17 protein-coding genes are annotated in these 14,959 nt (G+C 38.0%); all 17 read right to left on the reverse strand.

The window, feature by feature from the left end; all coding sequences use genetic code 11:
- Nucleotides 1-17: 17 nt before the first annotated feature.
- Complete coding sequence (gene hslV, locus GFJ36_RS19895; RefSeq protein ID WP_000526271.1) at nt 18-560, reverse strand: ATP-dependent protease proteolytic subunit HslV; 543 nt, start codon at nt 558-560, stop codon at nt 18-20.
- A gap of 42 nt (nt 561-602) precedes the next feature.
- Nucleotides 603-1,502 (reverse strand): tyrosine recombinase XerC, encoded by a 900-nt coding sequence (gene xerC / locus GFJ36_RS19900; RefSeq protein WP_001101235.1) that lies wholly within the window; start codon nt 1,500-1,502, stop codon nt 603-605.
- Between the two features lie 65 nt (nt 1,503-1,567).
- Nucleotides 1,568-2,872: an FADH(2)-oxidizing methylenetetrahydrofolate--tRNA-(uracil(54)-C(5))-methyltransferase TrmFO gene (gene trmFO, locus GFJ36_RS19905; RefSeq protein ID WP_060488428.1), complete on the reverse strand. Its 1,305-nt coding sequence runs from the start codon at nt 2,870-2,872 to the stop codon at nt 1,568-1,570.
- A gap of 48 nt (nt 2,873-2,920) precedes the next feature.
- On the reverse strand, nt 2,921-4,999 hold the full coding sequence (gene topA / locus GFJ36_RS19910) for a type I DNA topoisomerase (protein WP_001286953.1): 2,079 nt from the start codon (nt 4,997-4,999) through the stop codon (nt 2,921-2,923).
- 144 nt (nt 5,000-5,143) lie between these two features.
- Nucleotides 5,144-6,013, reverse strand: a complete 870-nt coding sequence (dprA, locus tag GFJ36_RS19915) for a DNA-processing protein DprA (protein WP_088064286.1) — start codon at nt 6,011-6,013, stop codon at nt 5,144-5,146.
- An 87-nt stretch (nt 6,014-6,100) separates the two neighbouring features.
- The gene (gene sucD / locus GFJ36_RS19920; protein ID WP_000115178.1) at nt 6,101-7,003 is read right to left on the reverse strand and encodes a succinate--CoA ligase subunit alpha; all 903 of its coding nucleotides are present in this window, start codon (nt 7,001-7,003) and stop codon (nt 6,101-6,103) included.
- A 19-nt stretch (nt 7,004-7,022) separates the two neighbouring features.
- Nucleotides 7,023-8,183 (reverse strand): ADP-forming succinate--CoA ligase subunit beta, encoded by a 1,161-nt coding sequence (sucC, locus tag GFJ36_RS19925; protein ID WP_001020778.1) that lies wholly within the window; start codon nt 8,181-8,183, stop codon nt 7,023-7,025.
- Between the two features lie 194 nt (nt 8,184-8,377).
- On the reverse strand, nt 8,378-9,151 hold the full coding sequence (locus GFJ36_RS19930; protein WP_088064287.1) for a ribonuclease HII: 774 nt from the start codon (nt 9,149-9,151) through the stop codon (nt 8,378-8,380).
- A gap of 52 nt (nt 9,152-9,203) precedes the next feature.
- Nucleotides 9,204-10,094, reverse strand: a complete 891-nt coding sequence (gene ylqF, locus GFJ36_RS19935; protein WP_048546006.1) for a ribosome biogenesis GTPase YlqF — start codon at nt 10,092-10,094, stop codon at nt 9,204-9,206.
- A gap of 20 nt (nt 10,095-10,114) precedes the next feature.
- Complete coding sequence (lepB, locus tag GFJ36_RS19940) at nt 10,115-10,666, reverse strand: signal peptidase I (protein ID WP_087981660.1); 552 nt, start codon at nt 10,664-10,666, stop codon at nt 10,115-10,117.
- Nucleotides 10,667-10,767: 101 nt separating this feature from the next.
- Entirely contained in the window at nt 10,768-11,112 is a 345-nt protein-coding gene (gene rplS, locus GFJ36_RS19945; RefSeq protein ID WP_001186518.1) for a 50S ribosomal protein L19, read from the reverse strand.
- Between the two features lie 146 nt (nt 11,113-11,258).
- A complete protein-coding gene (gene trmD, locus GFJ36_RS19950; protein ID WP_097889673.1) occupies nt 11,259-11,993 on the reverse strand; it encodes a tRNA (guanosine(37)-N1)-methyltransferase TrmD in 735 nt (244 codons plus the stop codon).
- Nucleotides 11,993-12,508: a ribosome maturation factor RimM gene (gene rimM / locus GFJ36_RS19955; protein WP_000170282.1), complete on the reverse strand. Its 516-nt coding sequence runs from the start codon at nt 12,506-12,508 to the stop codon at nt 11,993-11,995. Before rimM ends, trmD begins: the two co-directional genes overlap by 1 nt.
- A gap of 121 nt (nt 12,509-12,629) precedes the next feature.
- On the reverse strand, nt 12,630-12,857 hold the full coding sequence (locus GFJ36_RS19960) for a KH domain-containing protein (protein ID WP_000737397.1): 228 nt from the start codon (nt 12,855-12,857) through the stop codon (nt 12,630-12,632).
- Between the two features lie 14 nt (nt 12,858-12,871).
- Nucleotides 12,872-13,144 carry a 30S ribosomal protein S16 gene (gene rpsP, locus GFJ36_RS19965; protein ID WP_000268750.1) on the reverse strand — a complete coding sequence of 91 codons (273 nt, stop codon included), beginning with the start codon at nt 13,142-13,144 and terminating at the stop codon, nt 12,872-12,874.
- Nucleotides 13,145-13,244: 100 nt separating this feature from the next.
- Nucleotides 13,245-14,594 (reverse strand): signal recognition particle protein, encoded by a 1,350-nt coding sequence (gene ffh / locus GFJ36_RS19970; RefSeq protein ID WP_000863466.1) that lies wholly within the window; start codon nt 14,592-14,594, stop codon nt 13,245-13,247.
- Nucleotides 14,595-14,606: 12 nt separating this feature from the next.
- Nucleotides 14,607-14,939 (reverse strand): putative DNA-binding protein, encoded by a 333-nt coding sequence (locus tag GFJ36_RS19975; protein ID WP_000891061.1) that lies wholly within the window; start codon nt 14,937-14,939, stop codon nt 14,607-14,609.
- Between the last annotated feature and the right edge of the window lie 20 nt (nt 14,940-14,959).

The following is a 14,959-nucleotide window of genomic DNA, read 5'->3' on the forward strand; positions in this document are numbered from 1 at the left end:
ATGCCTCCCTTACGATTCTACAATTCTTCCACAATTATATTGTGGTTTGTATAAACACAAATATCGCCAGCAATGTCTAAACTCGCTTTCGCAATTTGCTTCGCTGTTAAATGTTCACTTGCATATTGCTTTAAAGCACGACCTGCAGAAAGCGCATAATTCCCACCAGATCCAATCGCTAAAATCCCATCATCTGGTTCAATCACTTCTCCTGTACCTGAAACAAGAAGCATAGTTGTTTTATCCATGACAATGAGCATCGCTTCTAGCTGACGTAACATTTTGTCGCCACGCCATTGTTTTGCCATCTCAACTGCAGCACGCTGCAAGTTCCCATTGTACTCTTCTAATTTCCCTTCAAACATTTCAAAAAGAGTAAATGCGTCAGCAACGGAACCTGCAAAGCCAGCTAAAACTTTCCCTTGGAAAAGTTTACGGACTTTACGAGCTGTATGTTTCATTACAACTGCATTTCCCATTGTCACCTGACCATCTCCAGCCATTGCACATTCTCCATTATGATGAACTGCAAATATCGTTGTAGCGTGGAAATTTCCCATAGAAAAAACTCCTTTATATGTTTTTATAGCTTTAAAAGCAATTTATGCCCGCGGGTGATGCTTCATGTAGACCGAACGCAATCTTTCTTTAGAGACATGCGTATAAATTTGTGTCGTCGACAAATTCTCATGACCGAGTAGCTCCTGTACAGTACGTAAATCTGCCCCTTCATCTAACATATGTGTAGCAAATGTATGCCTTAACATATGGGGACTTATCCGCATTGTCAGTGAAGCCTTCTTAATGAGTTCGTTTAATACATAGCGTACCCCTCGACTTGTTAGCGGCGTGCCTTTCGCATTTAAAAATACCATATGAGAGTGTTCTTCAGTTTTGTGAGCCAACTGTTTTCTCCCGTTCTCTATATAAGTAATTAAAGCATCTTGCGCATAGCTTCCGAACGGAATATACCTTTGTTTTTTTCCTTTTCCCATTACTAAAATTGTTCCCACCGCGAAGTCAATATCGGTAAGTTGTAAATTGACACATTCACTCACACGGATTCCAGTCGCATACATCAACTCTAATAAAGCTTGATTCCTTTGACCTAGCGGTGTTTCCGTATCAGCAACTTCAAATAATTCCTCTAATTCTTCAGCATATAAAAACTTTGGGATTGACAATTCTTTTTTGGGGAGTGACGCAAGTGCAAACGGATTATCTTTCCGATAACCTTCACGCATCAAAAAACGATATAAACTTCGTAAGCTTGATACTTTTCTTGCGACAGATTTACGGGCTAACTTTTCATCGTGCAACGTCGTTAAGTACAAACGAACATCCGCGTATGTAACATCTAAAAAAGAGGATATGCCTTCTCGCTCCATAAATTGCACAAAATGTTCTAAATCATTTTGATAACTTGCAATTGTATATTTTGAATAATTTCTTTCAATTTGTAAATATCCAACGAATAATTGTAACAATTTCTTCACATTCACACAATTCACCTCAATAAAGGCTACTAAATCGTATCACAACTTAGTAGCCTTTGCAAGAAATTTAACTAAATATTTACAAAATTTTGAATTGTTTCTAAAGCGCGTGTTGCATATGCTTCATTTCGTTCTGCTTTCCTCTTAATTTTCTTCTCTAACGGTGCAAACAAACCGAAGTTTGCATTCATTGGCTGGAAGTTTTTCGCGTTTGTCGCAGTAATATAATTCGCCATACTTCCCATTGCAGTTACAGGCGGTAATACAACCGGCTCTTCACCTTTCACAAGTCGAGCAGCGTTAATACCCGCTAGTAATCCTGATGCCGCCGATTCAACATATCCCTCTACTCCAGTCATTTGGCCAGCGAAGAATAAATCATCACGTTGTTTATATTGATATGTTGGACGAAGCAAGTTAGGTGAATTAATAAACGTATTACGATGCATTACACCATAACGTACAATCTCTGCATTTTCCAGTCCTGGAATCAACTGTAACACTTCTTTTTGTGGTCCCCACTTTAAATGCGTTTGGAAACCTACGATATTGTATAACGTTCCTGCTGCATCATCTTGACGTAACTGAACAACAGCATATGGCGTTTTTCCTGTTTTCGGATCTTCTAATCCAACAGGTTTCATCGGTCCAAATACTAGCGTCTGTCTTCCTCTACTTGCCATAACTTCTACCGGCATACAACCTTCAAAGAAAATTTCTTTTTCAAATTCTTTTAAAGGTACTGTTTCAGCAGCAATTAATGCCTCGTAAAAACGGTCAAATTCCTCTTCCGTCATTGGGCAGTTTAAATATGCAGCTTCCCCTTTATCGTAACGAGACTTTAAATATACTTTATTCATATCAATGCTATCTTTCTCAACAATCGGTGCTGCAGCATCATAGAAATAAAAATAATCTTCACCTGTTAATTCTTTTAATTGTGCAGCAAGATCAGGAGACGTAAGTGGACCTGTCGCGATAACAGTAGGCCCTTCTGGAATTTCAGTAATTTCTTCATTCATCACAGTTACGTTCGGATGTTTTTTCACATACTCTGTTACCTTTGCCGCAAATTCATGACGATCTACAGCTAAAGCTCCTCCTGCTGGTACAGAGCACTCATCAGCTGCACGAATAATAACAGAGTCCATTAAACGCATTTCTTCTTTAATAACACCAACAGCGTTTGTTAATGTGTTTGCGCGAAGCGAGTTACTGCATACTAACTCTGCAAATTTATCTGTGTGATGAGCTGGCGTTTGCCTTACTGGTCTCATTTCATATAATTTCACTTGGACACCACGTTTTGCAATTTGGTAAGCTGCTTCACTTCCTGCAAGACCTGCGCCAATGACGTTTACTACTTGTGTTGTCATATTTATCACCTTTCCTTTTCTTCCCGAAAAAAATGTGAGCAGTTACGCTCACATTTGTTGTTCTTCTTCATAATCACACGAAATACATTGTACTTGCACGCCTTTTTTCAACTTCTTCTCTACAAGCATACCTTCGCACTTCGGACATTTACGACCAATTGGTTTATCCCAAGATACAAAGTCACACTCTGGATACGTACCGCATCCATAGAAAAGACGTTTCTTTTTATTACTACGGCGTTCAATAATTTGACCTTTATCACACTTCGGACAAGTAACACCGATTTCTTTCACAATCGGTTTTGTATTACGACAATCTGGGAAATTCGAACAAGCCATAAATTTCCCGTATTTACCCATTTTAAAGACCATTGGGTGATCACACAATTCACAGTCTTCCCCAGCTGGTTCATCTTTAATTTCCACTTCACGCATTTCTTTTTCCGCTTTTTCTAAACGCGGTTCAAAGCCTACGTAGAAATCATCAACAATTTTTACCCAATTCGCATTTCCTTCTTCTACTTCATCAAGACTTTGCTCCATGTTAGCAGTAAATTCAATGTTAATAATTTCTGGGAAAAACTCTAAAATAAGTTCAATTACTATTTCACCAAGTTCAGTTGGAACGAAGCGTTTATTATCCAAACCTACGTATCCACGTTTTTGAATCGTTTCAAGTGTCGGTACGTAAGTCGACGGTCTTCCAATTCCAAGCTCTTCAAGTGTTCTTACTAGACGAGCCTCTGTATAGCGCGGCGGAGGTTGTGTAAAGTGTTGCTTCGGTTCTAAATCCTTCGAAAATACCGTTTCCCCTACTTCTAAAGGTGGCAACATTTTATCCTTTTCTTCAGCCCCGTCATCTTTCGACTCTACATACACTTTCATAAATCCTGGAAACTTTACAACCGATCCACTTGCACGGAACTGAACATTGTTATTAATGAGTCTAGCTGTCACAGTATCCATTATAGCAGACGCCATTTGACTTGCAACAAATCGCTCCCAAATCAGTTTATACAACCGAAGTTGATCACGACTTAAGAAACTCTTTAGTTCCTCTGGCCTTCTCATTACCGAAGTAGGACGAATTGCCTCATGCGCATCTTGCGCGTTCGACTTTTTCGTTTCTTTCTTCTTTTCTGTCCCTATGTATTCCGCACCAAACGCCTCAGTAATGTAAGTACGCGCCTCTGTTTGAGCTGTTTCTGAGATACGTGTTGAGTCAGTTCTCATATACGTAATAAGACCTACAGTCCCTTGCTTTCCAAGATCTATCCCTTCATACAATTGCTGCGCGAGCATCATTGTTTTCTTTGCTCGCATGTTTAACTTACGAGCTGCCTCTTGTTGCAAGGAAGATGTTGTAAACGGTAATGCAGGATTACGTTTTCGCTCTTTTCGCGTTACATTTTCAACTGAAAACGCATTATCTTTCATCTGTTCAATTATTTCATTCACTTGCGTTTCATTCGTTAATTGAACTTTTTCACCATCTACACCGTAAAAACTTGCTTCAAATGTGTCTTTCCCTTTCACAAATTCTGTCTTAATTGTCCAGAATTCTTCAGGCTCAAAGATTTGAATTTCTTTTTCACGTTCGATAATTAAACGAACTGCTACAGATTGTACGCGTCCTGCACTTAATCCTTTTTTTACTTTCTTCCATAATAAAGGACTAATATTGTAACCAACAAGACGATCTAGTATACGCCTTGCTTGCTGTGCATCTACTAAATCCATATTAATCGCACGAGGATGTTTAAATGATTCTTTTATTGCATCTTTTGTAATCTCATTAAACACAACTCGGCAATCTGATTCAACGTCCACATTTAACGTATTGGCTAAATGCCAAGCAATCGCTTCCCCTTCGCGGTCTGGATCGGCCGCGAGATAGACTTTCTTTGCTTTTTTGGCCGCTGATTTTAAATCTTTTAAGACGGGACCTTTACCACGAATGGTAATATACTTCGGGGTGAAGTTGTTCTTTACTTCTATCCCCATTTGGCTTTTAGGTAAATCGCGAACGTGTCCCATAGACGCGACAACTTTGTATTTTTTCCCTAAATATTTCTCAATGGTCTTCGCCTTAGAAGGCGACTCCACGATTACGAGGTAATCTGACATGCTAGTGCCTCCTTAAGAGGTGGATTCAAGTCTTCATCAATCTTATTGATTTCTCTTGTTTTTGTCAATCAAGAATGAATATACCATACAGTGCCTATCTACCATTTGTCAATAATTGTTTAATAAAAACATAAAAATATAAAGTTAATTTAAAACTTCTTCCAAGATATCTTCTGCATTTCTTACTAGTTTTGCTCCTTGTTGAATCAGATGATTCGTTCCTGATGCACTATCTATAAATATAGGTCCAGGAAGTGCAAATACCTCTCTATTTTGCTCTAAAGCAAGGTCCGCAGTAATAAGTGTTCCACTTCTTGATTTCGCTTCTACAACTAAAACACCCTTACTTATACCACTAATAATCCGGTTCCTTTTTGGAAAATACCATTTTTTCGGTGCATAGTGCGGCGGATACTCTGTTAATAACAATATATATTCATTCCACGTTTCATATAAATGTCTATTCTCTTTTGGATACATATACGATAATCCATGTCCTAGTATTGCAATAGTCGGGCAATGCCGTCTTACTGTAATTTCATGAGACATTGTATCTATCCCTCTTGCAAACCCACTGACAATAAGCCATTCCCTTTCTAATAATGGGTGTAAAATAAATTTTAAACTCTCATGTCCATATAAAGTCGGTTCTCTAGTTCCAATAACCGCCAATTTATTCGATTTATTGAGAAAATACTTCTCTCCTTTTCCATATAATACAAATGGGGGATCTTGTATTTCACGTAATAATTGTGGATAATCTTCATCCCATATAGTCATATAAAAAATTCGATTTTTCTCTAAATAAGATATATATTGCGAGAGATTTGAACTTTGAAGAAAATTTACTAATTCTGAAGATTTTTTCGAGGATATTCCAGTGTAGTATTCCATTTGTTTCGTATTAAAAGTGTATATTCCCTTCAATTCAGGATCGACATATAGTAGTCTTTCCATCGCCTTCCAATGATCTGCTAAAAAATAATGAAGATGTAATAATCGTTCTCTTTTCATCTTAATTCTCCTTACCCATAATTTTTATTATGTAAACAAGAATTGCGTAAAAAGACACCTTCAAGCAAGAAGGTGTCTTTCAACAGATTAGTAGTTTTTACAAGTCTCAAATAGCCCTTTTTCTTTTAAGACAGAGATTAGCGTTTCGCCCATAACCGCTGGAGTTTCCGCTACTTTAATACCACAAGCTTCCATCGTTTTAATCTTTTCTGCAGCAGTTCCTTTACCACCAGAAATGATTGCACCAGCATGGCCCATACGTTTGCCAGCAGGCGCTGTTTGGCCACCAATGAAGCCTACAACAGGTTTTGTCATATTAGCTTTCACCCATTCAGCCGCCTCTTCTTCCGCTGTACCACCAATTTCACCAATCATAATTACAGCATGTGTTTCTTCATCTTCATTAAATGCTTTTAACGCATCTATAAAGTCCGTACCGTTAACTGGGTCCCCGCCGATACCTACAGCAGTAGATTGGCCAATACCTTCTTGTGTTAACTGATGTACAGCCTCATACGTTAATGTACCAGAGCGAGATACGATACCTACATGGCCTTTTTTATGAATGTACCCTGGCATAATACCAATTTTACATTCATCAGGCGTAATAACACCAGGACAGTTTGGTCCAAGTAAACGTGTATGTTTACCTGCCATATATCTCTTTACATTTACCATATCTAATACAGGAATACCTTCAGTAATACATACTACTAAATCGATTTCTGCATCAACTGCTTCCATAATTGCATCAGCCGCAAAAGCGGGTGGAACGTATACAACTGAAGCGTTTGCGCCTGTTGCTTTCACTGCATCTTCTACAGTATCAAATACTGGTACACCTTCAATATCAGTGCCACCTTTACCTGGCGTTACACCACCGACAATTTTCGTACCGTATTCAATCATTTGTTTTGTGTGGAATAAACCTTGAGAACCTGTAATACCTTGAACAATAACTTTTGTATCTTTATTAACTAATACGCTCATTTTTCTCCCCCGCTTTCTATTAGCCCACTAGTGAAACAATTTTTTGTGCACCGTCTGCCATAGATTCTGCTGCAACAATATTTAAGCCAGACTCATTTAAAATTTTCTTACCTAACTCTACGTTTGTACCTTCAAGACGTACAACTAAAGGCAATTCAAGACCTACTTGTTTCGTCGCTTCAATAACACCTTCTGCGATAACATCACACTTCATAATGCCACCAAAAATGTTAACGAAGATACCTTTTACATTTTTGTCAGAAAGGATAATTTTGAATGCTTCTGTAACTTTTTCAGCTGTTGCACCGCCACCAACATCTAAGAAGTTAGCTGGATCGCCATGGTAATGTTTAATGATATCCATTGTAGCCATCGCTAAACCTGCACCATTAACCATACAACCGATATTTCCATCTAAAGGAATGTAGTTTAGGTCATATTTAGAAGCTTCAATTTCTTTTGAATCTTCTTCATCAAGATCACGAAGTTCTAAAATGTCTTTATTGCGATATAAAGCATTAGAATCAAAGTTTAATTTCGCATCTAATGCCATAACTTTACCGTCACCTGTTGTAACAAGTGGATTGATCTCCGCGATAGAGCAATCTTTTTCGATAAACGCACGGTATAAGCCCATCATAAACTTCACAGCTTGTCCTACAAGCTCTTTTGGAATATTGATGTTAAACGCGATTCGGCGCGCTTGGAAGCCTTGTAAGCCTACTGCTGGATCAATATATTCTTTAAAGATCTTTTCAGGTGTTTGCTCTGCTACTTCTTCAATTTCTGTTCCACCTTCTTCAGATGCCATTAAAACAACTTGAGAAGTTGCACGATCTAAAACTAGACCAACATAATATTCTTTTTTAATATCGCAACCTTCTTCGATAAGTAAGCGTTTTACTTCCTTACCTTCAGGACCTGTTTGATGTGTCACAAGTGTAGTTCCTAAAATGCTCTCTGCATATGTACGAACTTCATCTAAATTTTTTGCAACTTTTACTCCGCCAGCTTTGCCGCGTCCACCAGCGTGAATTTGTGCTTTTACTACACATACATCCGTTCCTAATTCTTTCGCTGCTTCTACAGCTTCTTCTACTGTAAATGCAACCTTCCCGTTCGGAACGCTAACCCCATAGCTTTTAAGGACTGCCTTACCTTGGTACTCATGGATATTCATGGTCCCATCCTCCCCTGTTTTCCTGTTTTACTCGAAAAGTTTTTAAATGTTTAAAAAACATTACATTGCCATTGTATAAGATGATTGGCACGCTGTCTACAATAAAGTGTCAGAAAACTGAAATCGCTTTATTCTTTTTTAAAAATAATAATGTTCATATACCAAAATAAAAAAATAAGCTGCATATTCGCAGCTTATTTGTGAATCGTATCTTTAATTGGTGCAAACGATTTGCGATGTTCTTCTAATACTCCATGCGCTTCAATCGCTTCTAAATGTTGTTTTGTGCCATATCCCATATGTTGTTCAAATCCATATGCAGGATACTTTTCTCCAAGCTCTTTCATCATACGATCTCTCGTTACTTTCGCAATAATGGATGCAGCTGAAATAGAAATACTTTTCGCATCACCTTTAATAATGGATGTTTGCGGAATTGGTGTAGGAAGTTTCATCGCATCAATTAATAAATGTTCTGGTGCACAAGATAAATTCGCAACAGCATCTAACATCGCTTGTTTCGTCGCTTGATAAATATTTATCTCATCAATAACTTGTGGTGATACAATTCCAACTCCAATTGCAATTGCTTGTGCTTTAATTTCATCATAAAAACGCTCTCGCTTCGCCTCACTCAGCTTTTTCGAGTCATTTAACCCTGGAATATAAAAATCTTCCGGAAGGACAACAGCTGCCGTCACGACAGGCCCAGCTAGCGGCCCACGCCCTACTTCATCTATACCTGCAATAAATGTGAGCCCTTTTTCACGTAATGCAATCTCATACTTGGACATTTCGAAAAACTTTTCTTTTTCTTTCTGCGCTAACTCTTTTTGTTTATGCCACTTCAAAATGAGCTTTTGTACCCCTTTTCGCTCATCTTTCATTAATATTTGAAAGCGGTCGTCCTCTTCACTCATAATTTTTTGCAGTAAATGTTCCGCTTCTTGAATAGTCACTTTTTGCATTCACGCACACTCCTTTTATATACAAAAAAGAAAAGACGTACAAACGCACGTCTTATACTTCTTCTACTTTTTCAACACCTTCTACTTGCTCCGCAAACTCTTCTGGTGTTTCAAACGTCATTTTCCCAAGTTTCCCACCACGAAGCTCACGAAGTATAAGCTCAGATGTTTTATCATAATCAATCATTCCGCCGCCCATTAAACAGCCTCTATTTTTTCCAATTGCATCGAATAACTCCACAATATCTTCTGGAATTTCATTTAAATTATATCGATCTTTCAAACGTTCTGGATAATGTTTTTCCATAAAACGTAAAGCGTAAACAGCAACATCTTGTAAATTTAAAATTGAATCTTTAATTGCGCCTGTTGTCGCTAAACGAAGACCCACTAATTGATCTTCAAATTTAGGCCATAAAATACCCGGTGTATCTAACAGTTCCATTTCCTTCCCAACTTTAATCCATTGTTGAGCTGTTGTTACACCAGGACGATCTCCTGTTTTAGCAATATTTTTCTTCGCCAACTTATTAATTAACGTAGATTTACCAACATTCGGTATACCTACAATTAATGCACGAATTGCTCTCGGTCTAATACCTTTTGCAACCATTTTATCAAATTTTTCTTTCACCAACACTTTACAAGCCGCTGCAATTTCCTTCATACCTTGTCCAGCTTGTGCGTTAATTGAAATTGCCATTTGGCCTTTTTCTTTAAAATATGCAATCCACTGCTTTGTTAAACGATCATCTGCCATATCCGCTTTATTTAAAACAACAAGCCTCGGCTTATGTGTAATAATCTCATCGATCATTGGATTTCGAGAAGATAAAGGTAATCGAGCATCTACAAGCTCAATTACAACATCAATTAACTTTAATTTTTCTGTTACTTGGCGTCTAGCCTTTGCCATATGTCCCGGGAACCATTGAATTACCATGTTGCCACCTTCTTTTTCTTTTATTTCACAATACGAGCATCTTTTAACGGCCAATATAGTATATTTGCTTTTCCAATCACTTGGTCCATTGCAATTGTACCAATCGAACGGCTATCTTTACTAAAACGACGATTATCGCCTAAAACAAATAATTGACCTTCTGGAACAGTTTTCTTCCCTGTCATTTCTTCAAGAGTAAAATCATATGTAAGCGGTCCGTCAGCAATTTGTTTTTTTTGCTTGTCTAAATACGGCTCCTCATAAGCCTTTCCGTTAACATATAGTTTATCATTACGATACTCTATTTCATCGCCTGGCAGGCCGATAATGCGCTTAATATAATCTTTATCTTCCGTTGCTCGGAATACGATAATATCAAATCGTTTCGGATCTCCTATGTGATAACCAATTTTATTGACAATCATTCGATCGCGATCATGTAAAGTAGACGCCATCGATACTCCATCTACGAGAATTGGAGCAAAGAAAAACTGTCTAATAACACCCGCTAATACAACAGCAATCAAAATTGCTTTGATCCATTCCCAAAGTGAACTCTTTTCTTTTTTCATGCATTTCCCCTCCACGATTATGTAAGCTGCTCGTATTATATCAAAATTTTATATAGATTGGAAAAAGGGAGCTTGTGTATTTACAAGCTCCCATACATGTCTTATCGAATTTCTTTAATACGTGCTTTTTTACCGCGAAGGTTACGTAAGTAGTATAACTTAGCACGACGTACTTTACCACGACGAAGTACTTCAAGTTTCGCGATTCTTGGCGTGTGAACTGGGAATGTACGCTCAACACCTACACCGTAAGAAATCTTACGAACTGTGAATGTTTCACTGATTCCGCCACCACGACGTTTAATTACAACACCTTCGAAAAGCTGAATTCTTTCACGAGTTCCCTCAACTACTTTTACGTGTACACGTAAAGTGTCTCCAGGACGGAATGAAGGAAGGTCAGTTTTTAATTGGCCTTGAGTAATTTCTGCGATTAATTGTTGCATATTAAATTCTCTCCTTTAAACAGATGCTCTTATAAAGTCTTAATAAATTACAGCGGAACATCGTTAATACGGCCACTGATTTCAGTAGCACAAGTGTTATAATAGCATATTGCTAGGACTGTTGCAATAGAAAATATATCAAGCCCTTACTTGTCTTCTTTAATTTGTTCTAGCCATTTCGCTTCTTGCTTAGATAATTTTCGTTCTTCCAGTAAATCCGGTCTACGCGTGTACGTACGACGTAGTGATTCTTTGTGTCGCCATTCATCAATATTTTTATGATTTCCTGACATTAGTACATCCGGTACCTTCATACCACGAAAATCAGCTGGACGTGTATAATGAGGATGTTCTAATAAACCTGTACTAAACGAATCCTCGACTTGTGAAGCATGATTTCCTAGCACTCCTGGGAGGAGACGCACGACACTATCCGTAATAACCATAGAGGCTAACTCTCCGCCGGTTAATACGTAGTCACCGATAGAAATTTCATCCGTTACGAGATGCTCACGAATTCGTTCATCGTACCCTTCATAATGACCACACACAAAAATAACATGCTCTTCTTCAGCAAGTTCTTCTGCCTTCTTCTGCGTAAAACGCTCTCCTTGTGGACACATTAGGACAACTCTCGGTTTACGGTCTGTTTCCTTCGTTAACTCTTCCACTGCATCAAAGATAGGCTGGGGGGTTAATACCATCCCAGCGCCACCACCATACGGATAATCATCTACGCTATTATGCTTACTCGTTGTATAATCGCGGAAATTGACAACACGAAGCTCTACCGCTTCTTTTTCTTGCGCTTTCTTTAAAATTGAAGATCCAAACACACCCGTAAACATATCTGGAAACAATGTTAAAATGTCAATTTTCATTATAATAGCCCTTCCATTACATGAATGGTTACTAATTTATTCTCAATGTTAACTTGAAGTACAACATCATCAATATAAGGAATTAATAGATCTTGACCTTTTGGACGTTTAATTACCCAAACATCATTTGCACCAGGAGATAAAATTTCTTTTATTGTTCCTAACGCTTCTCCTTCTTCCGTTACAACACTGCAACCAATAATTTCATGGTAGTAGTATTCGCCTTCAGCTAGTTCACCTAACTGCTCTTCTGGTACTTTTATTAAAGAACCTTTAAACTTCTCTGCTTCATCTACATTGTTGTATCCTTCAAATGTTAATAGATCAAATGTCTTATGTTGACGATGAGAAGTTACTTTCACTGGAAGGTAGTCTGTACTTTTCTCATTACTTATGTATAACGTGTTTCCTACTTTATATCGCTCTTCTGGAAAATCAGTACGAGAAATAACACGTATTTCTCCTCTTACGCCATGAGTATTTACAATTTTCCCTACGTTAAACCATTTTGTCATAAATAGTATGTCACCCCTGGTTTCTATATAAATTAAGCATCTCCATTTCACATATGGAACATGCAACTTCTCTTTAAATGTTAAAAAAGGGAGAGGAAATAACTCCTCGCCCTTTTTACGTTTATTGAATTTCCAGTGTTACTTTTTCATCATTATGATGTCCCACTGAATACAAGAGCATTCGAATTGCTTTCGCAACTTTCCCTTGCTTTCCAATGACTTTTCCAACATCCTCAGGATGTACAGTTAATCGATACTTTATCTCTCCGTTGTAAAGTTCCTGTGTAACTTTTACATCTTCAGGATGATCGACAAGAGGCTTGACAATCGTCTCGACTAACTTCTTCATAGTCATTGCCTCAATTACTTACCTTGTTTAGATAAGTGGAATTTCTCCATGATACCTTGGTTAGAGAATAAGTTACGAACTGTATCAGATGGTTTAGCACCATTTCCTAACCATTTTAATGCTGCTTCTTCGTTGATCTTAACTTCAGCTGGTTGAGCAACCGGATTGTAAGTACCGATTTCCTCAATGAAACGTCCGTCACGAGGAGAACGAGAATCTGCAACAACTACACGATAGAAAGGAGTTTTTTTAGCTCCCATACGTTTTAAACGAATTTTAACTGCCATTTATAAAGCACCTCCGAATTTATTTCACACAGATAATTATATTAGCAAAAAGACTATTGCTTTGTAAAGTATTTTTTCTTAACAGAGCCATCTTTTTTCCTTACATGAATGGAAACTTCAATCCACCTAGTCCTTTTTTCTTACCTTTTTGCATTCCCGTCATCGTTTTCATCATCTTTTTCATATCATCAAATTGCTTGATTAAACGATTGATTTCTTGTACCGTTGTACCGCTACCTTTGGCAATGCGCTTTTTGCGACTAGCATTGATTATTTCCGGTTGTTCTCGCTCTAATTTAGTCATAGAACGAATAATTGCCTCAATATGCCCAATTTGTTTTTCATCAACTTGCGCATTTTTCAGCCCTTTAATTTTATTTGCACCAGGAAGCATTCCTAACAATTCATCAAGCGGTCCAAGTTGACGCACTTGTCCAAGTTGTTCTAGGAAATCGTCAAGCGTAAACGAAAGCGTACGCATTTTTTGCTCAAGTTCTTTTGCTTTCTCTTCATCAACTGTAGCTTGCGCTTTTTCAATTAATGTTAAGACGTCTCCCATCCCTAAAATACGGGATGCCATACGCTCTGGATGGAACGCTTCAATCGCATCTAGTTTTTCACCCATACCAGCAAATTTAATCGGTGTATTTGTTACCGCCTTAATAGATAATGCCGCACCACCGCGCGTATCACCATCTAATTTCGTTAATACAACACCTGTTAAACCTAACTGTTCATGGAAACTTTGTGCAACATTTACCGCGTCTTGTCCCGTCATCGCATCGACAACAAGGAAAATTTCATCCGGTTTCGCAACTTCTTTCACTTTCGCTAATTCATCCATTAGTTCTTCATCAATATGCAGGCGACCTGCTGTATCAATTAAAACATAATCGTGATGATCTTCTTTTGCTTTTGCAATCGCTTGTTTCGCAATTTCAACAGGACTTACTTGATCTCCTAAAGAGAATACAGGCATGTCCAATTGCTTCCCTAATGTTTCAAGCTGTTTAATCGCTGCTGGACGGTAAATATCCGCTGCAACAAGCATTGGTTTACGATTATGCTTTTTACGAAGCAAATTCGCAAGCTTACCTGTCGTCGTTGTTTTACCCGCACCTTGCAGACCAACCATCATTATAACAGTCGGTGGCCTATTAGCAACAGCAATTTTGCTTTGCTCTCCGCCCATAAGTTCTGTAAGTTCTTCCTGTACGACTTTAATTACTTGTTGTCCAGGTGTCAAACTTGTCATTACATCTTGTCCGACAGCACGTTCAGACACACGCTTTACAAAATCTTTTACTACTTTAAAGTTAACGTCCGCTTCTAAAAGAGCTAGACGAACTTCTCTCATCATTTCTTTCACATCGGCTTCAGAAACTTTTCCTTTGCCGCGGATTTTTTGCATTGTCTGTTGAAGTCGGTCGGCTAATCCTTCAAATGCCATATTGCCGCCCTCCTAATCTAATTTTTCGATAGCTTCAACAACTTGTTTCATTTCTTCATTCACATGCTCTTCTTCGCTGATTAGCTGTTTTAGCTTTGCAACAAGTCGCTGTCGCTCTTGAAACTTTTGAAGTAATACTAATTTATCTTCATATTCTTCAAGCATCGCTTCAGTCCGTTTAATGTTATCATACACGGCTTGGCGACTTACATCAAATTCTTCCGCAATTTCACCAAGAGATAAATCATCTAGATAATAAAGCGACATATAACTTCTTTGTTTTTGCGTTAACAACGATTGATAAAAATCAAATAAATAGTTCATTCTCGTTGTTTTCTCGAGCATGTTGGATCATCCTTTGTTAA

The organism is Bacillus sp. EE-W1 (assembly GCF_009760835.1).
Taxonomy (GTDB): domain Bacteria; phylum Bacillota; class Bacilli; order Bacillales; family Bacillaceae_G; genus Bacillus_A; species Bacillus_A wiedmannii.

Bases quoted from the DNA above. Each gene is read 5' to 3' on its own strand.
- GFJ36_RS19930 (WP_088064287.1), bottom strand. From the start codon at position 9,151: ATGCAAAAAGTGACTATTCAAGAAGCGGAACATTTACTGCAAAAAATT.
- rplS (WP_001186518.1), bottom strand. From the start codon at position 11,112: ATGCAACAATTAATCGCAGAAATTACTCAAGGCCAATTAAAAACTGAC.
- hslV (WP_000526271.1), bottom strand. From the start codon at position 560: ATGGGAAATTTCCACGCTACAACGATATTTGCAGTTCATCATAATGGA.
- ylqF (WP_048546006.1), bottom strand. From the start codon at position 10,094: ATGGTAATTCAATGGTTCCCGGGACATATGGCAAAGGCTAGACGCCAA.
- lepB (WP_087981660.1), bottom strand. From the start codon at position 10,666: ATGAAAAAAGAAAAGAGTTCACTTTGGGAATGGATCAAAGCAATTTTG.
- GFJ36_RS19960 (WP_000737397.1), bottom strand. From the start codon at position 12,857: ATGAAGAAGTTAGTCGAGACGATTGTCAAGCCTCTTGTCGATCATCCT.
- trmD (WP_097889673.1), bottom strand. From the start codon at position 11,993: ATGAAAATTGACATTTTAACATTGTTTCCAGATATGTTTACGGGTGTG.
- topA (WP_001286953.1), bottom strand. From the start codon at position 4,999: ATGTCAGATTACCTCGTAATCGTGGAGTCGCCTTCTAAGGCGAAGACC.
- sucD (WP_000115178.1), bottom strand. From the start codon at position 7,003: ATGAGCGTATTAGTTAATAAAGATACAAAAGTTATTGTTCAAGGTATT.
- trmFO (WP_060488428.1), bottom strand. From the start codon at position 2,872: ATGACAACACAAGTAGTAAACGTCATTGGCGCAGGTCTTGCAGGAAGT.
- dprA (WP_088064286.1), bottom strand. From the start codon at position 6,013: ATGAAAAGAGAACGATTATTACATCTTCATTATTTTTTAGCAGATCAT.
- rimM (WP_000170282.1), bottom strand. From the start codon at position 12,508: ATGACAAAATGGTTTAACGTAGGGAAAATTGTAAATACTCATGGCGTA.
- GFJ36_RS19975 (WP_000891061.1), bottom strand. From the start codon at position 14,939: ATGCTCGAGAAAACAACGAGAATGAACTATTTATTTGATTTTTATCAA.
- ffh (WP_000863466.1), bottom strand. From the start codon at position 14,594: ATGGCATTTGAAGGATTAGCCGACCGACTTCAACAGACAATGCAAAAA.
- sucC (WP_001020778.1), bottom strand. From the start codon at position 8,183: ATGAATATCCATGAGTACCAAGGTAAGGCAGTCCTTAAAAGCTATGGG.
- rpsP (WP_000268750.1), bottom strand. From the start codon at position 13,144: ATGGCAGTTAAAATTCGTTTAAAACGTATGGGAGCTAAAAAAACTCCT.